This window comes from Bacillus cereus group sp. Bce019 (assembly GCF_051781745.1).
GTDB classification, from domain to species: Bacteria; Bacillota; Bacilli; order Bacillales; family Bacillaceae_G; genus Bacillus_A; species Bacillus_A cereus.
The window spans coordinates 192,242-216,224 of the sequence record NZ_JBPWJX010000005.1; the positions used below are offsets into that span (position 1 = coordinate 192,242).

Below are 23,983 nucleotides of genomic sequence, written 5' to 3' on the forward strand. Positions count from 1 at the left end.
CAAACCGCTTCTATTTACGGTTCGATCCTCTCTTTCATCTAAAAAGATGCTTTTTATTCTTTATCTGCTCTCCTTCTAAACTAGAGAGTTCTCCTCACTACTTTTCCTTTATCCTCTTCATATCTCTGGTTTTCCCCCAGGCAAGAATAAAAAAGGCCCTGACTGCTTCTATCCACGGTTCGGGCCTCTCTTCCATCTTAAAAGATGCTTTTTATTCTTCATCTGCTTTCCTTCTAAACTAGAGAGTTCTCCTCACTACTTTTCCTTTATCCTCTTCATATCTCTGGTTTTCCCCCAGGCAAGAATAAAAAAGGCCCTGACTGCTTCTATCCACGGTTCGGGCCTCTCTTCCATCTTAAAAGATGCTTTTTATTCTTCATCTGCTTTCCTTCTAAACTAGAGAGTTCTCCTCACTACTTTTCCTTTATCCTCTTCATATCTCTGGTTTTCCCCCAGGCGAGAATAAAAAAGGCCCTGACCGCTTCTATCCACGGTTCGGGCCTCTCTTCCATCTTAAAAAGATGCTTTTTATTCTTTTTATTCTTTTTATTCTTTTTATTCTTTATCTGCTTTCCCGAGCTCATAGGCCTCGTTCATAACTTTCATTAACAACTCTAACACCGGCTGTGCCTTCTCCATATCAAGTGCAATTCCATTATCATCTAAAATTGCCTTTGCTTCCGGTAAATGCTTCATTGCGATTTGTAAAAACTGCATGCTTTTTTCGTTCATATTATGCTCTTCCTCTCCATTAAAACTTTCACATACAATAGTGTAACACGCGTACTACCCTTCGTATAACTCTTTATATTTTTTCATGTGTGCCAGTTGCTTATTTAAACCGTATTCTAACGGAGTATTTCTTTTTATTGAAATTACCTCGATAGCCTCATCTCTTACTTCGTTATTATTTTTATTTACTTTATCATCCGCGCGTAAAAGATTCATACCTTTCTCCCATAATGACTGTTTACCACTAAGTAAATTGTATATACCAAGATGCGCCCCGTTCGTTCCATTTTCCCATAAGTATTCACATACATCTTCAACGTAAAGTAAATCATTCCCCTTTTCCTCAATCGTACAACGGCACTCTTTTTCACCTAATTCTGATAAAATAAGCTGATGAAACATCATAAAGGACGGTTGCCACGGTCCATATAATGTTGGAACTCGAAATACACTATATTGTAAACTCCCTTTTTTCAATCCTTCTTCTACTTTCAAAAATAGGCGCTTATTTTCGGATTCATCTGTACTGCCTACCTCAATAGAAGAAATTAAGTTTAACTTCACTTTTTGTTCTTCACACATTCTTATAATTCGCTTTAAATATTGTAATATGACTCTTTCATTCCGAAATCCACTTTGCTGATTTGGCTCATATAAGCAAAAGTAAACAGTATCGAATCTCTCTTCCTCAACCGATCTCCATCCATCTTCATCTCTTATCGAATAATACGTAAATAACGCATTTCGCCCAATTAATAATAACTTCTCTTCATTAATTTTCGTCATACTATCGAATTCATCAAAATCAAGACCATACACTTCCACTTCTTCTTCAATCATTTTATTTACAAGGTGATAACCTACAAACGTAAGTGCACCTACAATTAGCACGCGTTCCATACCACCAACCCTTTCCCTCTGAAACAAATAGCTCCTCATTTATGTATATGGGAGCTTCATAATTCTTCTTCATATTTTTTAAAGAAATCGGTCGTTTGCCTAACCATTTTATATTTCACATCTTGCAGATGGAACAAGACAGAAGTATCACATTGATTTAGTTGCCTCATTTTCTCATATCTACGCAACTGCTGTTTTCTTCCTCTTTTTTCTTGTGTTGATACGAAAATTTTAACAGGTACACAAGATGGAAGAAGCGTAAATGATTTCTTATTTATTTTTGATTCTAATTCTTCTTCTTTGGCATCATACGCCAAACTTAATTCCTTCACGAGTCTCTTGTAAAAAAACTTATGCTCTTTCTCAAACTCCACATATTCTGGTAAATCTAAACACGGATTTAACATAATGACAGAGCGTATACACTCAGGGTATTTGTTCATCATTTCGAGTGCTACAAGTGCTCCCATACCATCTGCCATAATGTGCATTTTCGCATTCAATGTCTCTTTTCTCAACACAACGTCATATAAACGTTTCGCTAGACGAACAGATTGGTCGTTTCCCCAATGTCTTCCGTATAAATTAGAAGAAAAGACTGTGTAGCCTTGCTCAATAAGGCCATGTAAAAAATAAGATCTACCCGCATGCTGTGTCCATAAACTTGTACCATTCTCAATAAAGTAGTTATAATCACCGAGGAGCATAACAGAAAATCCATTTGGCTTCTCCGGTAAATAAATGACACATGGTTCTTTTTCTAAGTAAAAAAAACGTTCCGTAATACTCATTTTTCCCCCGCCTTATTTTCTAAACATATAAAACCACTCTTTTATAATGTATGAACGGAATGCAAATTTGCGTTGAAAAATCTACAAATATTTTTCTATATTCTTTTTTCAATTGTGTTACAATAAGGACAGATTGAACGAATAGAGGTGTAAAATATGCGTTTCATTTGGGCATTAATTTGGTCGTTCTTACTTGTACATATGATGAGCTATGTAATCGGCTCTATGACTGGCGGTACATACGACTTTAACCAAGCGTCTATTTTCTCAGTTGTTCTTGCTGTGTTAGTACTAGCAATTTCAGCTGCAATTCCAAACGAGCCAGTAGAACAACACTAAAAAAAGAGTCCGGATTTTATCCGAACTCTTTTTTATTTTTATTTCACATGAACGACTAATTCGTTATTTTCTACATCAACAACTACGTGACTATTATCAGTAATTGTTCCTGCAATTAATTCTCGTGCTAATTTCGTTTCCACTTGACGCTGTACGTATCGTTTTAATGGACGAGCTCCGTACATTGGGTCGAAACCGGCTTCCACAACAAATTCTTTTGCTGCATCTGTTAATTCTACTGTAATGTGACGGTCAGCTAGACGACCTTGTAGTTCTTTTACAATTTTATCAACAATGCCTTTAATTTCATTCGTTGTAAGAGGTTTGAATAAAATAATTTCATCCACACGGTTTAAAAATTCAGGGCGGAAATGTCCTCTTAATTGCCCCATTACAAGGTCTCTTGATTCCTCTTTAATCGAACCATCTTCTTCTAATCCATCTAGTAAATGAGCAGATCCAATATTTGAAGTCATAATAATAACTGTATTTTTAAAGTCCACTGTACGGCCCTGTGAATCTGTAATGCGTCCATCATCTAACATTTGTAATAAAATGTTGAATACTTCTGGATGTGCTTTTTCAATTTCATCTAATAAAACAACGGAATATGGTTTACGTCTTACCGCTTCTGTTAATTGACCGCCTTCTTCATATCCTACATATCCAGGAGGTGCACCAATTAAGCGTGACACTGCGTGTTTCTCCATATACTCAGACATGTCAATGCGAATCATTTGCTCTTCACTATCGAATAAAGACTGGGCTAACGTTTTTGCAAGTTCTGTTTTACCAACACCTGTTGGTCCTAAGAAGATGAAAGAACCAATCGGGCGGTTCGGATCTTTAATACCAGCGCGAGCACGAAGAACTGCGTCTGACACTAAGCTTACTGCTTCCTCTTGTCCGATGACACGCTCTGATAAGATTTGCTCTAAGCGTAATAATTTCTCGCGTTCACCTTCCACGAGTTTCGCAACAGGAATACCAGTCCAGCGTGAAACAATATCTGCAATTTCTTCTTCACTTACTTCCTCACGTAATAAACGATTTTCTTGTTTATTATGCGCGCCCATTTCTTCCGCTTCTTTTAACTCTTTTTCAATTGCGGGAATTTTCCCGTGACGAAGTTCGGCTGCTTTATTTAAATCGTAATTGCCTTCTGCTTCTTCTAATTCACGACGCAAACGTTCTAAATGTTCACGTAAGTCACGAACTTTGTGAATGTCTTCTTTTTCTTTCTCCCATTTCGCTCTCATGCCACTTGCAACTTCTTTTAAATCCGATAATTCACGTTGCAATGTTTTTAGACGCTCTTGGCTACCACGATCCGTTTCTTTCCCAAGAGCCGCTTCTTCAATTTCCAGCTGCATAATGCGGCGCGTTACTTCATCTAATTCTGTTGGCATAGAATCAATTTCTGTACGAATTGTTGCACACGCTTCATCAACAAGGTCAATTGCTTTATCAGGTAAGAAGCGATCTGAAATATATCGATCTGATAAAACTGACGCTGCTACAATCGCACGGTCATGAATATTTACACCGTGATAAATTTCAAAGCGTTCTTTTAATCCACGTAAAATTGAAATTGTATCTTCAACAGTTGGTTCTTCTGCTAATACTTGTTGGAAACGTCTTTCTAGCGCTGGATCTTTCTCAATATATTTGCGATATTCATCGAGCGTCGTCGCCCCGATACAATGCAGTTCACCGCGCGCAAGCATCGGTTTTAACATATTTCCTGCATCCATGGCTCCCTCTGTTTTACCAGCTCCAACTATTGTATGAAGTTCATCAATGAATAATAAAATGCGTCCTTCACTCTTTTTAATTTCATTTAATACAGCTTGCAGACGCTCTTCGAACTCACCACGGAATTTCGCACCAGCTACGAGTGCACTCATATCTAACGCAAAAATCGTTCTATCTTTCAATCCTTCAGGTACATCCTTTTTCACGATACGCTGTGCTAGCCCTTCAACGATTGCTGTTTTACCAACACCTGGCTCCCCAATTAAAACAGGATTGTTTTTCGTTTTACGTGAAAGAATACGGATTACACGTCGTATTTCACTATCACGGCCGATTACAGGATCAATTTTCCCTGCTCTCACTTCCGCCACTAAATCACGACCATATTTTTCTAACGCTTCATAAGTTGCTTCTGGATTTTGACTCGTCACTCTTTGATTCCCCCGAACTGTCATTAAAGACTGTAATAAGTTATCTTTCGTAATATGCAATCTTGTAAATAATTGATTTATATCGCCTTTTTCTTCAGAAAAAGCAAGCAATACATGTTCTACTGAAATGTAATCATCCTGCAGTTTTTCTGCTTCTTTTCCTGCTCTTACAAGAAGTTGTTGCAGAGCGCTCGTTACATACAATTTTCCAACTTCTGCACCACTCCCCGTTACAGAAGGTTTCTTTTTAATTAAACTTTCAGCACCTTGCTTTAATGCTTCTATATCAACATTCATTTTTTGAAATATACGTACTGCTAATCCATCTTGCTCTTCTAATAATGCAAGTAATAGATGAACAGTATCCACCTCTTGGTGATGATGAGATACCGCTAAAGATTGGGCACTCATAATCGCCTCTTGTGTTTTTGTTGTCATTTGATTTAAGTCCATCTTTACAGCCCTCCAAAAGTTTGACTTTCTTTGACCTTTGATTTGATTATACGCCAACTGACTTTTTTATACAATAATTTTGCCTATGTATTTTCAAACTTATTATTTGAAAAAGAAAAAGAGAGCATTCATTATACTGCTAAAAAATACGGTAAATGAAATTACAATGTGTAACGACAAAAAAGCCGCAATAACGATTGCGGCTCCTGTTACGGTTTTCTTTTATATGTCCACTGGCGGTTATGATTCGTGTTATCCGGAAACTTTTCACCGGCAGTTAATTTCACCATTTGTGGATCTTTCACCATACTTCCCGTTTCACCAATTTCTACGTAAATGCCATCATTCGGCGCTTTTTGTCCAGAACGAAACCTGCGATTTTGTCCCATCTTCATTCTCCTTCCATGACGTCTTGCCTCATTAGTATATCCATTTTAAAAGAAAGCTTTTCTGTCATGTTTAGGAAACAGTACTACATCTCATTCTTGTACATATATATGAATGACACGAGCATAAGCAGGGATTTCTTTCCTACTTGTAGAAAAAAAAGAAACCAACCTACTCTAGGCTAGTTTCAAAGGAGAGTCAAACATATACGAGAAGATTACATGTTCATTATAGGCCTCATCATACGAGCAATGTAACCCTTTTCACAATTTGTACATAATGAAAGAAACATTGTTTGAACTTTCTAAAAAGATGTTGACTTTTCTTAATTTCCAACGATAAATACTAGACATCACAGCACTTTGAGACGTAAGATGGATATATAGTGAAATTTCCATCTATGGTGATTTCACCAAGTCTAACCTCTTATTTCTGCATATTAAAAACGGAAATACAGATAGATACAAAAAAATTATTATAAGAGGTGAAATTATGAACAAACAACATTTAATCGCATTAGACTTAGACGGTACTCTATTAACAGACAACAAAATAATTTCCACTCGAACGAAACATACAATTGCAAAAGCAAAGGAACAAGGACATATTGTTGTTATTTCAACAGGACGTCCATTCCGTGCTAGTTATGATTACTATAAAGAACTTGGTCTTAACACACCTATCGTAAACTTTAACGGTGCTTACGTACATCATCCTCTTGATTCAAACTGGGAAACACATCACTCTCCTCTTGAGCTAGCAACAGCGCAAGAAATTGTCCGAGCTTGCTTTGATTTTGGCGTAAAAAATATATACGCGGAAGTAATGGACGATGTGTATGTTCGTGAAATTGATGAAGATAAAAAACATATTTTCGAATTCGGCTCTCCTAAGATTTTTACCGGAGACTTATTAAATATTTTAAACGATCATCCAACTTGCTTATTAATTGACGCACATGACGAGCATTCTACTGCAATTCGTCAACATTTAACGGATATGCATGCGGAAGTAATCGACCATAGAAAATGGGGCGCACCTTGGCCGATTATTGAAATTGTGAAAAGCGGATTAAATAAAGCAGTTGGATTACAAAAAATTTCTAGTCATTACAACATTCCACAAGAGCGAATTATCGCTTTCGGTGATGAAGATAATGATTTTGAAATGATTGAATTTGCTGGTCACGGCATTGCAATGGGAAATGCCATCCCTGAATTAAAATCACTCGCAAACCATACGACGTTAACGAACGAAGAAGATGGTATTGCTTTATATTTAGAAGAGGTTCTTGGATTGTAATCTAAAAATTCCCTACTTATAGTTTCCTGCAAAATGTCCATACTATAAGTAGACGCATGAGACATCGCGTCGATTGTTTTCAGCTAAATAAAGGGGGTTTTTCGAATGGGTAAAAAGAACAAATCAAAACGTTTTATCCAACAAGGAGCCGATGCTGTTATGAAGCATGATGCAAGATTCCCGTACAGAGGTACATTAGCTGAGGCAGAAAAAGCAAGAAGTAACTCTTCTTTTGGAGGGGTTTAAATGGGGAACTTACTATTCCAACAAGCTAGAGATGCTGTTGAAAATGCCGTATCTTGTTCAAGCGGTACTGAGCAACAAGATCTCGTGTATAGAGCAAAAAATGCTTTGCAATCCGCTTACGCAAACTCTTCAACTGCTGAAAAAGTTCAGCTCCGTGAAATGCAAGAGCAATTGCAAAACATTACGAATTTACATTAAAAAAGAGGACCAACTTTGGTCCTCTTTAATCTTTCCGAAACAATCCGAACACCCCAACTGTTTGCAGTATATTTGTAAATGCACCTGGGTCCACTTGTTTAATAACCCTCTCTAATTCGTATAACTCATAACGGGTAATAACCATCATTAACATTTCTTTATTTTCATTCGTATAAGCACCTGTTGCTGGTATCGTTGTAATCCCTCTTACTAATCGCGAGTGAATCGCCTTTCTTACGTCTGCCCCATTCTTCGTAACAATTAATGCTGTAATCTTTACATGACGAGTATGAATTGCATCAATAATTCTCGTTGATACATATAAAGTCACTAACGTATATAACGCTTTTTCCCATCCATATACATAGCCAGCAGCGATAATGATAATTGCATTAAAAAAGAAAAAGTATGTACCGACAGGCTTATCTTTTATTTTTGATAAAATCATGGCGATAATATCTAATCCACCTGTAGAAGCACCCCACTTTAAAGCAATCCCTACTCCAATTGCCGAAATAATCCCGCCAAAAATCGCATTTAATATGATATCATTTGAAACCGCTCTAACAGGGATGATTTCTAGAAACAAAGTCATAAATATAACACAAAGAAAACTAAAAAAGGTGAAGGCCTTTCCAACCTTTTTCCACGCTAAAATAACGACAGGAATATTAAATAAGCTAAACAATACTCCCGTAGATATGTGAATCGATAAAAAATCACCTAATATTTGTGATAATAATTGAGACAATCCAGCAAAGCCGCTCGCATACACTTTTGCTGGCGTTAAAAATAAATTCATCCCAATCGCGTTTAATAAACCTGCGATGATTACAACGATTAACTTCTTTATAAGTTCAGTATAATTCAACTTCAAATCCATTTCGAATCCACCTTTACCCTTCATAAATGCACCGCTATACATAGTCTTTACGAAAAAGGAAATGATAAACGTACAACGTTTAGAAATGGAGTTGATACATATGCCACATACGAGTGATAACGACAAAAAAGCACGCGATAATAACGCAAAACGCACACAAAAAAATGAGCAAGAGCAAAAAAATATTCAGCAAGGTAAACGTGCATACTCTAAAAAGACCGATCACCTTTGATTCCATCGTACATCAACAATTATGTTGATGTACTTTTTTACATTTTAAAGGAAAAAAACATTAAAAATTCACTTCATGTTCACTTCTATATTCTACAATAGCGATAACATATTCGGATGAGGTGTTGGCATGAGAGGGAAACATATTTTCATTATTACTGCACTAATAAGTATATTGATGCTATCTGCTTGCGAACAAAAAAATGGCTCAGCTACAGTCGCTACAGCAACAGACTCGACCATTACAAAGGATAACTTCGAAAAACAATTGAAAGATCGTTACGGAAAAGACATGCTATACGAAATGATGGCACAAGACGTCATCACAAAAAAATATAAAGTACCTGATGAAGAGGTAAATAAAGAAGTAGAAAAAGTAAAAAAACAATATGGAGATCAATTCAAAAAAGTATTAGAAAATAATGGTTTAAAAGATGAAGAGGATTTCAAAAATCAAATTAAGTTCAAACTTGCTATGAATGAAGCGATTAAGAAAAGTATTACAGAAAAAGACGTAAAAGACCACTATAAGCCAGAAATTAAAGCGAGTCACATATTAGTAAGTGACGAAAATGAAGCGAAAGAAATAAAGAGTAAACTAGATGCTGGTGCTTCATTTGAAGAATTAGCAAAACAAGAATCACAAGATCTGCTATCAAAAGATAAAGGTGGAGACCTTGGATACTTCAATTCAGGTACAATGGCTCCTGAATTCGAAACCGCTGCCTACAAACTAAATGTTGGACAAATTAGCAATCCCGTAAAATCATCAAACGGTTATCACGTTATTAAATTAACTGATAAAAAAGATTTAAAACCTTACGATGAGGTAAAAAACTCTATTCGCAAAAACTTAGAGGAAGAACGTACTGCTGATCGTGTATTCAGCAAAAAATTGTTACAAGAGGAATTAAAAAAGGCAAATATTAAAATAAATGATAGTGATTTGAAAGATACATTTACTCTTGTTTCTCCTCAAGAAAATTAAAAAAAGCACAACCTTATCTTTTTAAATAAGGTTGTGCTTTTTAATCTTCTATCTTATTTCTTAAAGTAAGTCCAACCTTCTTCTTGGTAAACCTTTTCTTCTTTCATCAACTTACCAAGTGCGCGCTTAAATGCAGCTTTACTCATGTTAAAGCGTTCTTTAATATCTTCTGGATGGCTCTTATCCCAAAACGGCATTGCTCCGCCTCGTTCTTCCATATATGCATAAATTACTGTAGCATCGTCTTCCATTCCTTCTTCTTTACGAGGAAGAAGTGAAATGTTAATTGTACCGTCATCTTTTACGTCAATAATACGTCCTGTTACACGCTGACCGATGCGGACTTGTTCTTTTCTTTCTGTATGGTGTAAGAAAGCACGGAAATGTTCATCTGTTAAAACGAATGAACCTACTTGAAGCGAACGATATACACGTCCATTTACGTTTTTATTACGCATAGATGGCGTTGCATCTACGATAATTTCTTGCATATCACTGTCTCTTGCCGGAAGAGCAATTAAACGATCGCGATTCGTTAATTTTAACGTACAATATAATTCGTCGCCTACTTCTGGCCATACTGGCATATAAATCGGGAACTCATCAGCTGGAATTAGTATATCTTTTGACACACCAATATCAACAAACACACCTAAACTAGGAATAACTTCTACAACCTTTACCCAGTTCCAATCATAAGTTGTAATAATTGGTTCCTTCATTGTTGCTGAAATACGATTTTGGTGATCAAGGTATAAGAATACATCAATCGTATCGCCTTCTTCAATTTCTCCAGCTACTTCGTTTTTATGTAGGAAAATTTCTTCTTCTTCATTCCCAACCATATATCCGATTTCCGTTTCGCGTAAAACAGTTACCTGTTCAATCGATCCTATTTGCAAATACATATTTTTTAATTCCCTTCTATATATATAAAATTATCTTTTTTATCATTCCAAACAAAAGTTAATTATAACATGATTTTTCCTGTATTTGTCCAACTGCCCAAAATTCACTATAATAAAATGAGGTTACATGAATATAAGTACGAAAACACTTAAGTCTAGACTCGTTTTCAGCTATACTTTAGTATGTACAGTACATAACAAGATTAGAAATTTATTTGGAGGTGCTAACTATGGCAAAAGATAGTTCTTTTGACATCGTTTCGAAAGTAGAATTACCTGAAGTAACAAACGCAATTAATATCGCATTAAAAGAAATCCAAAACCGATATGACTTTAAAGGAAGTAAAAGTGATATTAAATTAGAAAAAGAAGTACTTGTTTTAACTTCTGATGACGAGTTTAAATTAGAGCAAGTAAAAGACGTTCTTATCTCTAAACTTGTAAAACGTAACGTTCCAATTAAGAACTTAGATTACGGAAAAGTTGAAGCTGCAACTGGCAACACTGTTCGCCAACGCGCAACACTTCAACAAGGTATCGATAAAGATAATGCGAAAAAAATTAACAACATCATTAAAGAAATGAAATTAAAAGTAAAAACACAAGTACAAGATGATCAAGTACGTGTTACAGCAAAAAGCCGTGATGACTTACAAGCAGTAATCGCAGCTGTTCGTAGCGCTGATTTACCAATCGACGTACAGTTCATTAACTACCGCTAAAAAGAAAACTCCTCTTAATTAGGGGAGTTTTCTTTTTGTCTTGTAGAGACAATATTACGAGAACAAACTATAGAAAAAGGTATATGCGGTGAAAATTGCTAAGTGAACAGGGTCTAACCATACGCATACTTTACAAGTGACCGTATGATTAAACTAGGCCCTATTGTAGAATTTGTTTTATACATGTATTTAGCAGACCTTATTGAAAATAAGAAAAAGACACCTCAAGACGTTTCCCCCTTCGATTTGAATTACTTTTCTTAGTAACTACACCCTAGACCAAAGTCATCTTAAAAATCGCTGTAACTCATAATTCCTCCCTCGCCAAAACGTAACAATTTATGAGTATAAGAATATTTCCCAACCTTTAATGTAATGTAAAATTAATAAGGAACTTAAAAAATGTTAATTAAAAAAGAGTTAGAAGTGGTTATATGAAGAAATTAATACTATGGTTTTTATTGGCCACATTCTCCCTAAATACTGTAGGATGTTCTAATAATACAAATACACTAACGGATAAGTCTAACTGTATCAACAAAGCTTGGTACAAAAAAAATATGTCATGTAATCATTTAAAAAAACATTAAATATTTAATGATAAAGGTCATAAAAAAAGACACCTCAAAGTGCCTTCCTCCGATTTGAAACATCTTAATTTTAATTATATTTGGATGGAGTTAAAAAGAAGCATAAATGGTTAATAAAGATGCAGACTTCAAAATAAAAAGTACACTAAGTAAACTCTTATTCAAAAATTTATATTAAACACTTAATATTTTAGAAGAAAGTTTATAAGTTTAAAACCTACAGGGATTTTCCCTGTAGATTTTATTATATTTCAAGTGATTTCCAAATGAATTATAAGTGGGGTTTTTCAGTTTGGTTTTCAAAATATTTTTCTTTAACCATTTTTATCAGATTTTCTTTTTCTGTTAGTTCAAATATAAATAATGCTTTTTTCATGTTATTTGCAACATCTTCTTCATTAGGTTGTTTAAGTTTCAATAAATTCCAAGCTTTTCCATAGTATAATTCACCTAGTAAATATAAAGTATTTAGATTAATAGCTAGTTTGATACCCATATCATTGTATTTTACTGCCTCTTCATGTTGATTTGCATGACCTAAAATTTTTGCTAAATTAAAAATAATTTTCAATTTAATTTCTTTATCTCTAGGAAAATCTAACTTATTAAAATTAGTTAAACATCTTTTTAATATATTAATACTTTTTTCATATTCTTTATTTTCCGCATAAAATATAGCCATTGTTTGCATAATATCTATTTCTCTTTCTGATAAAAAATCAGAATTAGTTAAAGTCAGTTTTAATGCATTATTTAAAAAATCTAAAGCAGTTTTTATTGATTTATCCACCATAAATATAGCAATTGCTTCATGCCATATTAGAAATTGTTTATCTTCTTTTGTTTGAAAATTATTTAAGTTTTTCTCTTTTTTTACTATTTCATAAAGTTCTTTATATTGTTTTTGCTTTAAGCAATCTTTTATTACGTATTTTACATTTTCTATATATTTTAATTTTTTGTTTTGAGTTAATGCAAATATATTATTTGGGTCAATACCAAGTCTTTCTGATAATTGATATAATAATATACTAGATGGATAAATCACACCTTTTTCTATTTTGCTAATTTGACTTTGTGAACATATTCCATGACATAATTCGGATTGTGATATATTTTTTTTAATTCTAAGCTCTTTAATGGTAATACCCAAATCGTAAAACTCCATTTTCCCACCTACTATTTAGCACTATATTAGTATAAGAGTATTCTCTAACTTTTAATGTAATGTAAAATTAATATAGTTGCAATTATTGTTTGTTTCAAAGGTCTTTCTTTATCCGTATGGACACAAAAACAGGTTAGGAAGAAGGCTTTTTCTCCCTAACCTGAAATCCCCCTCTCATTAGAGAAATTTTCATTTTCGTATCGTTTCTCTTAAGAAATTTCATATCAACAGAATAAACACTATCGCGCCACCGAACAAACTTACAAATACAATAAGAAGACATGAACATAGAGCGAGTAATTTCTCATCTCATCTACGCTTCCTCTTAACTGCAATTAGAAACGCAATAAATAATACATTCACACCAACGATTAAGGAGATAAATAACCAATTCACACCTGTTTCTCCGTTAACTTTATACACGTTTGATTCTTCACGCTTTAAAACGAGATAAAATTTTCCGTTTTCCTCTCTTATAATTTCATCCTGCAACAATCCTCTTAACTCTTGTTTTTCACCAATTTCATTTGCAGGTAAGGAGACTTTTTGTGTTTCTTTCGTATTATTAATTGCTACTAAAGTTACTTCATCTTTATATTTTCGTTTTAGTATGCTCATCCCGCTCTTATCATACAGAAGCTCAAACGTACCGCGTCGTAAAGACGGTCTCGCCTGCCTAAGTTCACCTAGTTTTGTTATGTGTTGCATAAACTTTTCGTCTGACTTAAAATCCATTAATCGTCTATTATCGGGTACACTTCCTCCATCTAATGCAATTTCAGTTCCGTAATAAAAATTCGGAATCCCAGGTGATGTTAACAAATAAGTAAGCGCCAACTTTAAACGTGATGGCGGGTAATACATATTTTCTTTTGCAATACGTGCATATCTTTTTGTTTCTTGATCATCTAAAAACGTAACAAATTCCCCTTCTTTTTTACTCACATCGTATAACGATTTCACCGATACATCCGCTTTGGAAAACGATTCTACTATTTTTTCGTTGTATTCGCTATCCTCCTTTGTCATAATACGAAAATCTTTCTTTATCACTTGCATATCTTTTTGCGCGTTATCCCAAAAGGAACGCGGCTTTTTTTCACTATGTATAACATAACTTCCGTCTAAATCAACTTCTTTTATCCACCATTTCATTGCGTCAATTACCTGTTGTTCGTTTTCTCCAAGCGGAAATTGAAATACAACTTTCATTCCTTTTGCATGAGCTTCTTTTACAAGTTCTTTCACATCATTGTCTGTCCCGAAATGTTCATTTACCTTTTTAAAATTTCGCACGTCTAATCCATCGTACTTTCCACTTTCAAAAAGCGGCGAAAGCATAACGGTAGTAAAACCCATTTCTTTTATGTAATCCAACCTTTTTATAATTCCTCTTATATCCCCGCCTTGATACCCTTCTAAATTACCAACTTCTAATTGTTTGTCATTTTTCGGTTCTCCATTATTGAAGCGATCAATCATAATGGAGTATATAACTTCATCTTTCCACTCTCTTTTTTCGTCTGCAAAAGTATGTATTGGTACAAACAAAACAAAAGCTAAACAAAAACAAATGAATAGTTTCCTAGTCCGTATTTTTCCCACACGCATCCCCCAAGTTTTTAATTGTAAGAATATTATACCAATTATCCAAGAGAAACGCATATGTCGATTTCAATCCTCACAAAATAATATATGTTACATTTTCTAACATCATGTATATATTTTTCTGAATTTTTAGTTGATTTTTAGTTGATTTTCGAATATGATATGAAACATAACAAAGCGATGTTATTTTTTCTAACATTATAGGAGGGAAAATCATGAATATGGGAGATACAGTTTTTATGTTTGTGACGACAGTAATGGTCATGTTGATGACACCAGGATTGGCACTTTTTTATGGAGGTATGGTTCGCAGCAAAAATGTACTCAGTACAACGATGCATAGTTATAGTGCAATGGCTATCGTTTCGATTCAATGGATTGTTATCGGTTATTCTTTATCATTCGGACCAGATTGGCACGGGCTTATCGGTACACTTGATTGGTTCGGTCTAAACGGAGTTACCTACGCACCAAATCCAGACTACTCATCTACTATTCCTCACAATTTATTCATGATGTTTCAACTCATGTTCGCCATTTTAACTCCAGCTTTAATTTCAGGTGCATTTGCTGAAAGAATGCGATTTTCTGCCTTTCTTATTTTTATCCTTCTATGGACAACGATTGTTTACAATCCTGTCGCTCATTGGGTATGGGGCGTCGGCGGGTGGCTAAGGGAACTTGGTGCACTAGACTTCGCTGGCGGAAACGTCGTTCACATCACTTCCGGAGTTGCTGGTCTTGTATTAGCTATTTTCCTTGGAAAACGAAAAAACATAAATGGTTCTTCTCCTCACCATTTGCCATTTACAATGTTAGGCGCAGGCTTACTATGGTTTGGCTGGTTCGGTTTTAACGTCGGAAGCGCATTATCTTTAAATGATGTAGCTTTAACTGCATTTATTAATACAAATATAGCTGCCGCTGCCTCAGCATTAACTTGGATGCTTTCAGAGTGGTTCTTCCAATCAAAACCGACTGCGATGGGAGCTGCTTGTGGCGCCGTTTCCGGTCTAGTCGCTATTACACCAGCTTGCGGGTTCGTTACACCTTTCTCAGCTCTTCTTATCGGAGCAATTGGCGGCGTATTATGCTTCGGAGCGGTCTTTTTCTTAAAAACAAAATTCGGATACGACGATACACTCGATGCATTCGGATGTCACGGCATCGGTGGAACTTGGGGCGGTATTGCGACAGGATTATTTGCAACTACTGCCGTAAACGGCGATGGCGCTAACGGATTATTTTACGGAAACGCCTCGCTGCTGTTGAAACAACTTGTAGCGATCGGCGCAACATATGCGTTCACAATTATAATGACGTATGCCATTATTAAAGCAATCAACTTCTTCCTCCCTGTCCGGGTAGATAAGCACGAGGAACATATGGGGCTTGATATTTCGATGCATGGGGAGAAAGCTTATGAGTATACTGAGCGAGTGAACTAAAAAAGAGATGCAATCTATCGATGATAGATTGCATCTCTTTTTTGCGCACCGGGCAAGATACCCCACCTAGTATAATTGAAAATATATTAACGGTTTTTTGGATATATCAACGATTTTTCAAATATATCGATTGTTTCTTTCAATATATCAACGTTTCGACACAAGATATCGATTTACCAACAAATTCCGACATAACGAAACTGAAGAATACCCGCGTGTAACTTTACACATAAAAAAGACGACCGAAACCCAGTCGTCTTTTCCTATTTATTTCGGAGCATTTCCTACATATTGCGTAATATCAACATTTAATGCCTGCGCTAAACGCATACCGTATTCTTGATCTGCACGGAAGAAGTTACAAACAGCTAATAATTTTGTGCGTTCATTTACGTCTTTTAAGTCATTTGTTAAGTTTGCAATTAAGTTGTCTTGCTCTTCTTTAGAGAATGAACGGTAACGCTCACCTGCTTGTTTAAAGTCATTTGGTTTGTCAATTTTTTCACGAGATACATAGCCTTCTACTTTCATAGTTGAATCGCGGTAAGCTGGGTCTTCAACTGGATTCTCTGCATGACGGCTCGGTTCGTAGTTGATTGTAGATGGGTTTTGATTCACTTGCATCGCACCATCACGTTGTTGATTATGAACAGCTGCGTATGGGCAGTTCACAGGAATTTGTAAGTAATTTGCACCAAGACGATAACGCTGTGTATCTGGGTAAGAGAATAAACGACCTTGTAATAATTTATCTTCCGATGGCTCAATACCATTTACAGTTGCACTTGGAGAGAACGCTACTTGTTCTACTTCCGCAAAGAAGTTTTTCGGATTACGATTTAACGTCATTGTCCCTACTTCAATTAACGGGAAGCGATCTTCTGGCCATACTTTCGTTGGATCTAGTGGATCAAAGTCTAAAGAATCCATTTCATCTAATTGCATAACTTGTACGTGTAAATCCCATTTCGGGTGATTTCCTTTTTCGATCGCGTCGAACAAGTCACGAGTAGCATGATTGAAGTCTTTCCCTTGTACTTCTTGCACTTCTTTCGCATTTAAGTTACGTACACCTTGCTGTGGTTTCCAGTGGTATTTAATATAAACAATTTTACCTTCTTCATTAATCCATTTAAATGAATGGACGCCGAAACCTTCCATTTCACGATAACTTGCTGGTGTACCGTAATCAGAAAATACCCATGTCATCATATGTGTAGATTCTGGACTTAACGTCATGAAATCCCAGTAACGATCTGGCGTTTGAATATTCGTATCAGGTGCTGGTTTTAAAGAATGTACCATATCAGGGAATTTAATTGCATCACGAATGAAGAAAACTGGTAAATGATTACCTACGATATCGTAGTTTCCTTCTTCTGTATAAAATTTAACAGCGAACCCACGTGGGTCACGTGCTGTTTCAGGAGAACCTTGACCATGAATAACCGTTGAAAAACGAACAAATACAGGTGTTTCAGTTCCTTCATTTTGTAAAAATGCAGCTTTCGTATATTGCTTCATACTATTTTTCGTTACGAATACACCGTGAGCACCTGCACCACGTGCATGCACAACACGCTCCGGAATACGTTCACGATCAAAGTGTGCAAGTTTTTCTACTAAATGATAGTCTTCTAATAATACTGGTCCACGACGACCAGCTGTACGAGAATTTTGGTTGTCTCCAACTGGAGCACCTTGGTTTGTTGTTAAGCGATTATTTGGATTCATCTAGGGGGATCCTCCTCTTTCTTTCACAGTAATTATTATTTGTTTAAAATTATTATAAACTAATTATTATTCAAAACTAGATCTTTGTCAACTATTTCCTTCACTTTTTTGGAAACAATTTCAGCCAAACAGTCGATAAATGCAGATTGCGCATTCGGCATATTTGGTCTAAAATATTTGGCATTTAATTCATCCGTTACAACTTTACATTCATAATCGTTGTCATATAAAACTTCTAAATGCTCCGCTACAAAACCAACTGGGCAATATATGAAAGATTCGTACCCATGCTCTTCATATAAATCTTTCGTTAAATCTTGCACATCTGGACCAATCCACGGATCTGGAGTATTCCCAGCACTTTGCCAACCGATTGTATAGTTTTGAATATTTGCAGCTTCTGCAATTAAATCTGCCGTATGCTTTAGTTGTTCTACATATGGGTCTCCTGCTGCAATAATTTTTTCTGGCAAACTATGCGCTGAAAAAATTACGACTGCTTTCTCTTTATCATCAATTTCTGTAAACGTTTCTTTTATTTGGTCTGCCCAATACGAAATAAACTTCGGTTCATCATACCATTGTTCAATTGATTCAATAACAGGACCACCGATTTCTTTTGAAAGACGAATAGCACGATCATTATACGCTTTAATGCTAAATGTAGAATAATGCGGCGCTAATACGATACTAATCGCTTGCTCAATCCCATCACGCTTCATTTCTTCTACAGCATCTTCTATAAATGGAGCTATATGTTTTAAACCTAAGTAACAAGTAAATTCATACTCTGTAAATATATTATTCATTGAATCTGTTAATTTATGCGCCTGTTCTTTCGTAATTTTTGCAAGCGGCGAAATTCCACCAATCGCTTTATAGCGCCCAATTAAATCTTCAAGCGCTTCTTCTGATGGCTTACGCCCGTGACGGATATGTGTATAATACGCCTCTACATCGTCTAATGATTCTGGTGTTCCATACGCCATTACGAGTAAACCTATTTTTTTCTTTTTCATCTATATAACACCTCAATTTTATAAATGAGAATCTTTTTCAAGAACATTTGTTTCCAATTATAACAACTAATAATAAATACGTAAAGATAATTATTCTAAATAAGTATTTTTTCTAATATGATTCTGAATTTTATATGACAATTTTTTTAATAAAAAGCGACTTACTTATAAAGTAAGTCGCTTTTCTCCTATTCTTTAATATTTACTCCATATTCTTTAAACCAAACATGAATTTGCGCTAAATGGGCTAAAAGCTGTGGCCCAGTCATCAATTGACCAAACCATGGTGTTTGAAATGCACTGCCGCCAGACTGAATCAATCCGCTCAACTGCTCTTTATCAAACAGTTCGTGTAAAATTGAACCTTTATCCGTTAATAAACTTTGAAGCCATACTGTTACTGCTTTTGTATAGTGTGGATTGTGCGTTTTCGGATAAGGACTCTTCTTTCTATATAAGATATCATGTGGAAGTACATCTTCTAACGCTTTACGTAATAGACCTTTTTCGCGGTTTTTATACATTTTCATTTCCCAAGGAATATTCCACGCATATTCGACAAGACGATGATCTGCAAATGGAACACGTACTTCTAAGCTCGCCCCCATACTCATACGGTCTTTTCTGTCTAATAATGTTGTCATAAACCATACCATATTTAAATAAAATAATTGACGTCTTTTTGCTTCTAACGGACTTTCTCCCTCTAAAATAGGAACTTCTTGAATCGACTCTTCATAGCGCCTTTGTACATATTGTTGTAAATTTAATTTATTTCTCCATTCTTTTTTTAGAAGTTGTTCACGTGCCTCTGTAGAACGCATCCACGGAAATGCACTCGATTGTAAATCATCTTCTCTATAAAACCACGGATATCCGCCAAATATTTCATCTGCACATTCTCCAGATAAGCCAACGACAAAATCTTGTTTAATTTCTCGGCAAAACCATAATAATGACGAATCGATATCTGCCATACCAGGCAAATCACGAACGAGTACTGCTTCAGTTAAATACTCTGCTAATTTTTCATTCGAAATGACGCAGCGATGATGGATTGTTTGAAATGTCTCAGTCATTAAATTAATAAACGGAGCATCTGAATTTGGCTGGAATGCACTCGCTTTAAAGTATTTTTCATTATCTTCGTAATCAATAGAATACGTGTGTAATTGCCCTTTTCCTGATTTCTCGTATTCTTTCGCTGCGATAGCTGTAATAGCGCTCGAATCTACACCACCTGATAAAAAAGTACATAGTGGTACATCAGAAACAAGCTGTCTTGTAATAGCATCTTGTAATAAGAAGCGCGTTTTCTCTACTGTTTCTTCAAAAGAGTCTTCATGTTTTTTACTTTCTACATTCCAATATCTCCATATGCATAAACCGTTCTTTGAAAATGTCATCGCATGACCTGGACGCAATTCTTTTATACCAGCATAAATACCGTGGCCAGGCGTTCTTGACGGTCCGAGTCCGAATATTTCTGATAACCCTTCTAACGTTACTTCCGCCTTCACATCTGGATGCGATAATATCGCTTTTAACTCCGAACCAAATAGTAAGCGTCCGCTATCATATTTATAAAAAAGTGGCTTTACACCTAATCGATCTCTCGCAATAAATACTTGTTCTTTCTGTTCGTCCCATACTGCAAACGCATATATACCGTTTAAATGATCGACACATTCTTCTTTCCATTCAATATAAGAAGCTAATAATACTTCTGTATCAGAATGACCTTTGAACGTATATCCTCTTCTTAATAATTCCTTTCGAATGTCTTCTGTGTTATAAAGTTCACCGTTATAGCAAATGGCATAATTCGTTTCATCTTTTAAACAAGTCATCGGCTGTTTACCGCCCTCAGGATCCACAACGATTAACCGCTTATGCCCAAATGCGACATTGCCTTTAATCCAAACTTTATTATCATCCGGCCCACGTTTGGCTAATGTCTCAGCCATCTTCGTAACGACATCCCTTTCTCCTTCTAATGAGCGTTTATAATCCACCCATCCTGTAATCCCGCACATATAAATCATCCTTCCATCTTATTTCTTTTCTTGAACGTGCAGTAATCCCCACCCTAAGAGTGCGGATCAAAAAAATGAAAAACTTGACGATAACCTACTATCCACATATGGAATAGCATTTTCACTCAGTAAAACGTGTTTTATTGTATGCCCACCTATGTCTATATGTGTCTAGTTATAAAGAATGCACGAACTGTCTATAACAGGAATAACTACTTTTCATAAAGGAGAAATCGTGTATGATACAACGTAAACATATTTTATATAATCAACCCCGTGCTCATACAGTCGGTAATGTAGAATATATAAACAATGAGTGGGTATTCTTTGATGATGAAAATGATGAAGCGTTTTTATTAGAAGATATTGCCGAAGATGGGTTTGAAATTTTGTATAATAACAATTGGCTACCAGCCCGTTTCTATGAACAAGATGTATTACAAATCGCCAACGAGCAACACCATTTGCAAAACGGTGAAATGATACGTATTCGAAAAAAGTTACTTCTTAGCTATAATGAATGGCTGGAGGAATTACCTGACTCTGTCTTCACATTATTAACGGAATCATTGCAATCACTTCACTACTCTTTATATGATTGCATGTATTGTCATAATTATTTATCTTTCTTACCGCAAGAGGAGTCACGCGAAGGAGTAAATATTCTTTTGTTTGATAACGAAGAAATGATCTGTACACTGCAGCACCATTTCGTCCGTCACACTACGTCAAATAAAAATATGTTCCGTTTTACGAAAGTAAATGGAGAAGAGTTGCATATCGATGCGACATAAAGTGAAACTTTAATCAGTGGGGGAGCCCACTGATTATTAGCCTTCACCAATCTGATGTTTACGGGATAAAGTAAAAAACCACCTTATAATCTCCCAAGTCTTTGAGATTATAAGGTGGCTTTATTTTTTATTAGAATACTTTCCAGCCAATCGGTAATTTCAGCCCAAGGTAAAATACTGCTACTAGCGCAACAATAAATAAGCCCCAAACCGCCCCTGTTGGTTTGTTTTTGCTCATTTTCACAAGAACCATTTCCATTCCACCGATAACTAAAATACCAGCTAACATTTTCAAGCCATACCACATGTGCATGCTACCTGTTGCTGTCTTCACAATACTCATGTACAACATGAAGCCTGTCACAATAATAATGATATACATTAGGCGAAGCCCCATATGTACACCTTTCCCTTTTCTTCCTGCTGAATAAAGTGAATACGCAACGAAGAATAAAATTAAACCTAACGCCCATGCTGTAATATGCATATGTACCATCGTATCCCTTACCTCCTCTTTTCACACTTTTTCACTCTATATGATAACATGTTCATTTATTTTCAGGAAATGTTTCGCTTTTTTACATTTAAATGCTATAATATTTAGAGTATTTACAAACTTCTTGTAATAACAAAAGGGGGAACAATCATGATTCAAACTAAGGATATTATCGAACTTACAGACACATACGGAGCAAATAACTATCACCCACTTCCAATCGTTATTTCTAAAGCAGAAGGTGTTTGGGTAGAAGATCCTGAAGGAAACCGCTATATGGACTTATTAAGTGCATATTCTGCAGTAAACCAAGGTCATCGTCACCCGAAAATTATTAACGCTTTAATTGACCAAGCTAATCGTGTTACGTTAACTTCTCGTGCTTTCCATAGCGATCAATTAGGTCCTTGGTACGAAAAAGTTGCGAAACTAACTAATAAAGAAATGGTACTTCCAATGAATACAGGTGCTGAAGCTGTTGAAACTGCAATTAAAACAGTTCGTCGCTGGGCTTATGATGTGAAGAAAGTGGAAGCGAACCGTGCTGAAATCATCGTTTGTGAAGATAACTTCCACGGACGTACAATGGGTTCTGTTTCTATGTCTTCAAATGAAGAGTACAAGCGTGGATTCGGTCCAATGCTTCCTGGCATCGTTGTAATTCCTTACGGTGATTTAGAAGCATTAAAAGCTGCAATTACACCAAACACAGCAGCATTTATTTTAGAGCCAATTCAAGGTGAAGCAGGAATTAATATCCCACCAGCTGGTTACTTAAAAGAAGCTTTTGAAGTATGTAAAAAAGAAAACGTTTTATTTGTAGCAGATGAAATCCAAACTGGCTTAGGCCGTACTGGTAAAGTATTTGCTTGTGACTGGGACAATGTAACTCCTGACATGTACATACTTGGTAAAGCACTTGGCGGCGGTGTGTTCCCAATCTCTTGCGTAGCAGCAAACCGCGACATTTTAGGTGTATTTGAGCCAGGTTCTCACGGTTCTACATTCGGTGGTAATCCACTTGCATGTGCTGTTTCTATCGCGGCTCTTGAAGTGTTAGAAGAAGAAAAATTAACAGAGCGTTCTCTTCAATTAGGTGAAAAATTAGTTGGGCAATTAAAAGAGATTGATAACCCAATGATCACTGAAGTTCGTGGTAAAGGTTTATTCATCGGTATCGAATTAAACGAGCCAGCTCGTCCTTACTGTGAACAACTAAAAGCAGCTGGTCTATTATGTAAAGAAACACACGAAAATGTAATTCGTATCGCACCACCTCTAGTAATCTCTGAAGAAGATTTAGAGTGGGCATTCCAAAAAATTAAAGCTGTATTATCGTAATGGTAGAGAGGTTGTCCGACATGTTGGGACAACCTCTTTCTTTTTATATTCATTTATATTAAGATGAAATTGTAATTTTCTGTATTTTAAAATCGTAAAGGAGGTGCGACATGCTATTAAGATATGGTAAACATATTAACTATTTAGCTACAGCTTTTATTTTAGTTACATTCTTTGGTTTCCTACTTTCCACAACATGGCTTCATTACTCAACTCCTACTACACTCACACTACTGAAAGCATCATTTTGGACTGCTGTTATTCTTACTATCATTGGTTTTGGACGAGAAAAAAGCGCACTTACGGTTATACTATTTGGCATTTGTACACTTGCATTCATTGGTCTTTACACTTTTGCCGTTATCGATTACCTCTATAACCCAAGGCCATAAAAAAAGAGCTATCTTGGTCATCTCCCTGTCAAGTAGACAGTAATAAAAAGAGTATTATGCCACGGCCTTTTCCCGATATTCTATCGGGGAA

24 protein-coding genes are annotated in these 23,983 nt (G+C 35.7%); 11 read left to right on the forward strand and 13 right to left on the reverse strand.

The genetic code is table 11. From position 1 onward, the window contains the following. Positions 1-555 precede the first annotated feature (555 nt). The 3 genes from ACS2QP_RS11065 to ACS2QP_RS11075 are packed head-to-tail and all read right to left on the reverse strand — an operon-like array spanning position 556 to position 2,423. Positions 556-732 carry a ComZ family protein gene (locus ACS2QP_RS11065; protein ID WP_001986215.1) on the reverse strand — a complete coding sequence of 59 codons (177 nt, stop codon included), beginning with the start codon at positions 730-732 and terminating at the stop codon, positions 556-558. Positions 733-786: 54 nt separating this feature from the next. Next, the gene (locus ACS2QP_RS11070; RefSeq protein ID WP_438882423.1) at positions 787-1,659 is read right to left on the reverse strand and encodes an NAD-dependent epimerase/dehydratase family protein; all 873 of its coding nucleotides are present in this window, start codon (positions 1,657-1,659) and stop codon (positions 787-789) included. A 29-nt stretch (positions 1,660-1,688) separates the two neighbouring features. Beyond that, complete coding sequence (locus ACS2QP_RS11075) at positions 1,689-2,423, reverse strand: hydrolase (RefSeq protein WP_000028712.1); 735 nt, start codon at positions 2,421-2,423, stop codon at positions 1,689-1,691. A gap of 156 nt (positions 2,424-2,579) precedes the next feature. Between ACS2QP_RS11075 and ACS2QP_RS11080 the strand changes: the two genes are divergently transcribed. Next, positions 2,580-2,762: a YjzD family protein gene (locus ACS2QP_RS11080; protein WP_001211116.1), complete on the forward strand. Its 183-nt coding sequence runs from the start codon at positions 2,580-2,582 to the stop codon at positions 2,760-2,762. 38 nt (positions 2,763-2,800) lie between these two features. Here ACS2QP_RS11080 and clpB read toward each other — a convergent pair whose 3' ends face one another. Beyond that, positions 2,801-5,401, reverse strand: a complete 2,601-nt coding sequence (clpB, locus tag ACS2QP_RS11085; protein ID WP_000365401.1) for an ATP-dependent chaperone ClpB — start codon at positions 5,399-5,401, stop codon at positions 2,801-2,803. A 209-nt stretch (positions 5,402-5,610) separates the two neighbouring features. Next, positions 5,611-5,790: a YjzC family protein gene (locus ACS2QP_RS11090; protein WP_000531421.1), complete on the reverse strand. Its 180-nt coding sequence runs from the start codon at positions 5,788-5,790 to the stop codon at positions 5,611-5,613. Between the two features lie 490 nt (positions 5,791-6,280). Between ACS2QP_RS11090 and ACS2QP_RS11095 the strand changes: the two genes are divergently transcribed. The 3 genes from ACS2QP_RS11095 (at position 6,281) to ACS2QP_RS11105 (ending at position 7,534) form a co-directional block, all read left to right on the forward strand. Continuing rightward, a complete protein-coding gene (locus ACS2QP_RS11095; RefSeq protein WP_153582176.1) occupies positions 6,281-7,090 on the forward strand; it encodes a Cof-type HAD-IIB family hydrolase in 810 nt (269 codons plus the stop codon). A 105-nt stretch (positions 7,091-7,195) separates the two neighbouring features. Next, positions 7,196-7,336 carry a hypothetical protein gene (locus tag ACS2QP_RS11100; protein WP_000516816.1) on the forward strand — a complete coding sequence of 47 codons (141 nt, stop codon included), beginning with the start codon at positions 7,196-7,198 and terminating at the stop codon, positions 7,334-7,336. Further along, a complete protein-coding gene (locus ACS2QP_RS11105; protein WP_000527407.1) occupies positions 7,337-7,534 on the forward strand; it encodes a DUF3813 domain-containing protein in 198 nt (65 codons plus the stop codon). It abuts the gene before it with no gap. 25 nt (positions 7,535-7,559) lie between these two features. On the opposite strand, the gene ACS2QP_RS11110 is transcribed toward ACS2QP_RS11105, so the two are convergent. Further along, positions 7,560-8,417: a YitT family protein gene (locus tag ACS2QP_RS11110; RefSeq protein ID WP_000364433.1), complete on the reverse strand. Its 858-nt coding sequence runs from the start codon at positions 8,415-8,417 to the stop codon at positions 7,560-7,562. A 100-nt stretch (positions 8,418-8,517) separates the two neighbouring features. On the opposite strand from ACS2QP_RS11110, the gene ACS2QP_RS11115 reads away from it, so the two are divergent. Then, positions 8,518-8,649 carry a DUF3941 domain-containing protein gene (locus ACS2QP_RS11115; protein WP_001120851.1) on the forward strand — a complete coding sequence of 44 codons (132 nt, stop codon included), beginning with the start codon at positions 8,518-8,520 and terminating at the stop codon, positions 8,647-8,649. Positions 8,650-8,778: 129 nt separating this feature from the next. After that, positions 8,779-9,636, forward strand: coding sequence for a peptidylprolyl isomerase PrsA (prsA, locus tag ACS2QP_RS11120; protein WP_332283595.1), 858 nt, complete (start codon positions 8,779-8,781; stop codon positions 9,634-9,636). Positions 9,637-9,689: 53 nt separating this feature from the next. On the opposite strand, the gene ACS2QP_RS11125 is transcribed toward prsA, so the two are convergent. Next, positions 9,690-10,544 (reverse strand): CvfB family protein, encoded by an 855-nt coding sequence (locus ACS2QP_RS11125; protein ID WP_000281263.1) that lies wholly within the window; start codon positions 10,542-10,544, stop codon positions 9,690-9,692. Positions 10,545-10,774: 230 nt separating this feature from the next. Here ACS2QP_RS11125 and ACS2QP_RS11130 point away from each other — a divergent pair, with 230 nt between their 5' ends. Further along, on the forward strand, positions 10,775-11,266 hold the full coding sequence (locus ACS2QP_RS11130; protein ID WP_001040149.1) for a YajQ family cyclic di-GMP-binding protein: 492 nt from the start codon (positions 10,775-10,777) through the stop codon (positions 11,264-11,266). An 861-nt stretch (positions 11,267-12,127) separates the two neighbouring features. Here the strand turns inward: ACS2QP_RS11130 and ACS2QP_RS11135 are convergent. Next, positions 12,128-13,024: a helix-turn-helix domain-containing protein gene (locus tag ACS2QP_RS11135; protein WP_326263374.1), complete on the reverse strand. Its 897-nt coding sequence runs from the start codon at positions 13,022-13,024 to the stop codon at positions 12,128-12,130. Between the two features lie 309 nt (positions 13,025-13,333). Continuing rightward, positions 13,334-14,689 carry an alpha-amylase family glycosyl hydrolase gene (locus ACS2QP_RS11140; protein WP_153582178.1) on the reverse strand — a complete coding sequence of 452 codons (1,356 nt, stop codon included), beginning with the start codon at positions 14,687-14,689 and terminating at the stop codon, positions 13,334-13,336. A 158-nt stretch (positions 14,690-14,847) separates the two neighbouring features. On the opposite strand from ACS2QP_RS11140, the gene ACS2QP_RS11145 reads away from it, so the two are divergent. Then, the gene (locus ACS2QP_RS11145; protein ID WP_438882424.1) at positions 14,848-16,080 is read left to right on the forward strand and encodes an ammonium transporter; all 1,233 of its coding nucleotides are present in this window, start codon (positions 14,848-14,850) and stop codon (positions 16,078-16,080) included. A gap of 267 nt (positions 16,081-16,347) precedes the next feature. Here the strand turns inward: ACS2QP_RS11145 and katB are convergent, their stop codons facing one another. From katB to asnB, 3 genes are all read right to left on the reverse strand, one after another. Continuing rightward, on the reverse strand, positions 16,348-17,814 hold the full coding sequence (katB, locus tag ACS2QP_RS11150; RefSeq protein ID WP_001069176.1) for a catalase KatB: 1,467 nt from the start codon (positions 17,812-17,814) through the stop codon (positions 16,348-16,350). A gap of 59 nt (positions 17,815-17,873) precedes the next feature. Next, positions 17,874-18,833, reverse strand: coding sequence for a ferrochelatase (gene hemH / locus ACS2QP_RS11155; protein WP_153582181.1), 960 nt, complete (start codon positions 18,831-18,833; stop codon positions 17,874-17,876). 188 nt (positions 18,834-19,021) lie between these two features. Beyond that, positions 19,022-20,869, reverse strand: a complete 1,848-nt coding sequence (asnB, locus tag ACS2QP_RS11160; protein WP_438882425.1) for an asparagine synthase (glutamine-hydrolyzing) — start codon at positions 20,867-20,869, stop codon at positions 19,022-19,024. Positions 20,870-21,108: 239 nt separating this feature from the next. On the opposite strand from asnB, the gene ACS2QP_RS11165 reads away from it, so the two are divergent. After that, positions 21,109-21,663: a DUF2777 domain-containing protein gene (locus ACS2QP_RS11165; protein ID WP_000616046.1), complete on the forward strand. Its 555-nt coding sequence runs from the start codon at positions 21,109-21,111 to the stop codon at positions 21,661-21,663. A gap of 130 nt (positions 21,664-21,793) precedes the next feature. Here ACS2QP_RS11165 and ACS2QP_RS11170 read toward each other — a convergent pair whose 3' ends face one another. Further along, complete coding sequence (locus tag ACS2QP_RS11170; RefSeq protein ID WP_000233494.1) at positions 21,794-22,159, reverse strand: YisL family protein; 366 nt, start codon at positions 22,157-22,159, stop codon at positions 21,794-21,796. A gap of 150 nt (positions 22,160-22,309) precedes the next feature. Between ACS2QP_RS11170 and rocD the strand changes: the two genes are divergently transcribed. Both rocD and ACS2QP_RS11180 read left to right on the forward strand, forming a co-directional pair. Then, positions 22,310-23,500: an ornithine aminotransferase gene (gene rocD, locus ACS2QP_RS11175; protein ID WP_000616658.1), complete on the forward strand. Its 1,191-nt coding sequence runs from the start codon at positions 22,310-22,312 to the stop codon at positions 23,498-23,500. Between the two features lie 110 nt (positions 23,501-23,610). After that, the gene (locus ACS2QP_RS11180) at positions 23,611-23,892 is read left to right on the forward strand and encodes a hypothetical protein (protein WP_000926857.1); all 282 of its coding nucleotides are present in this window, start codon (positions 23,611-23,613) and stop codon (positions 23,890-23,892) included. Positions 23,893-23,983 lie beyond the last annotated feature (91 nt).

Bases quoted from the DNA above. Each gene is read 5' to 3' on its own strand.
- ACS2QP_RS11065 (WP_001986215.1), bottom strand. From the start codon at position 732: ATGAACGAAAAAAGCATGCAGTTTTTACAAATCGCAATGAAGCATTTA.
- ACS2QP_RS11075 (WP_000028712.1), bottom strand. From the start codon at position 2,423: ATGAGTATTACGGAACGTTTTTTTTACTTAGAAAAAGAACCATGTGTC.
- ACS2QP_RS11080 (WP_001211116.1), top strand. From the start codon at position 2,580: ATGCGTTTCATTTGGGCATTAATTTGGTCGTTCTTACTTGTACATATG.
- clpB (WP_000365401.1), bottom strand. From the start codon at position 5,401: ATGGACTTAAATCAAATGACAACAAAAACACAAGAGGCGATTATGAGT.
- ACS2QP_RS11090 (WP_000531421.1), bottom strand. From the start codon at position 5,790: ATGGGACAAAATCGCAGGTTTCGTTCTGGACAAAAAGCGCCGAATGAT.
- ACS2QP_RS11095 (WP_153582176.1), top strand. From the start codon at position 6,281: ATGAACAAACAACATTTAATCGCATTAGACTTAGACGGTACTCTATTA.
- ACS2QP_RS11100 (WP_000516816.1), top strand. From the start codon at position 7,196: ATGGGTAAAAAGAACAAATCAAAACGTTTTATCCAACAAGGAGCCGAT.
- ACS2QP_RS11105 (WP_000527407.1), top strand. From the start codon at position 7,337: ATGGGGAACTTACTATTCCAACAAGCTAGAGATGCTGTTGAAAATGCC.
- ACS2QP_RS11110 (WP_000364433.1), bottom strand. From the start codon at position 8,417: ATGGATTTGAAGTTGAATTATACTGAACTTATAAAGAAGTTAATCGTT.
- ACS2QP_RS11115 (WP_001120851.1), top strand. From the start codon at position 8,518: ATGCCACATACGAGTGATAACGACAAAAAAGCACGCGATAATAACGCA.
- prsA (WP_332283595.1), top strand. From the start codon at position 8,779: ATGAGAGGGAAACATATTTTCATTATTACTGCACTAATAAGTATATTG.
- ACS2QP_RS11125 (WP_000281263.1), bottom strand. From the start codon at position 10,544: ATGTATTTGCAAATAGGATCGATTGAACAGGTAACTGTTTTACGCGAA.
- ACS2QP_RS11130 (WP_001040149.1), top strand. From the start codon at position 10,775: ATGGCAAAAGATAGTTCTTTTGACATCGTTTCGAAAGTAGAATTACCT.
- ACS2QP_RS11135 (WP_326263374.1), bottom strand. From the start codon at position 13,024: ATGGAGTTTTACGATTTGGGTATTACCATTAAAGAGCTTAGAATTAAA.
- ACS2QP_RS11140 (WP_153582178.1), bottom strand. From the start codon at position 14,689: ATGCGTTTCTCTTGGATAATTGGTATAATATTCTTACAATTAAAAACT.
- ACS2QP_RS11145 (WP_438882424.1), top strand. From the start codon at position 14,848: ATGAATATGGGAGATACAGTTTTTATGTTTGTGACGACAGTAATGGTC.
- katB (WP_001069176.1), bottom strand. From the start codon at position 17,814: ATGAATCCAAATAATCGCTTAACAACAAACCAAGGTGCTCCAGTTGGA.
- hemH (WP_153582181.1), bottom strand. From the start codon at position 18,833: ATGAAAAAGAAAAAAATAGGTTTACTCGTAATGGCGTATGGAACACCA.
- asnB (WP_438882425.1), bottom strand. From the start codon at position 20,869: ATGTGCGGGATTACAGGATGGGTGGATTATAAACGCTCATTAGAAGGA.
- ACS2QP_RS11165 (WP_000616046.1), top strand. From the start codon at position 21,109: ATGATACAACGTAAACATATTTTATATAATCAACCCCGTGCTCATACA.
- ACS2QP_RS11170 (WP_000233494.1), bottom strand. From the start codon at position 22,159: ATGGTACATATGCATATTACAGCATGGGCGTTAGGTTTAATTTTATTC.
- rocD (WP_000616658.1), top strand. From the start codon at position 22,310: ATGATTCAAACTAAGGATATTATCGAACTTACAGACACATACGGAGCA.
- ACS2QP_RS11180 (WP_000926857.1), top strand. From the start codon at position 23,611: ATGCTATTAAGATATGGTAAACATATTAACTATTTAGCTACAGCTTTT.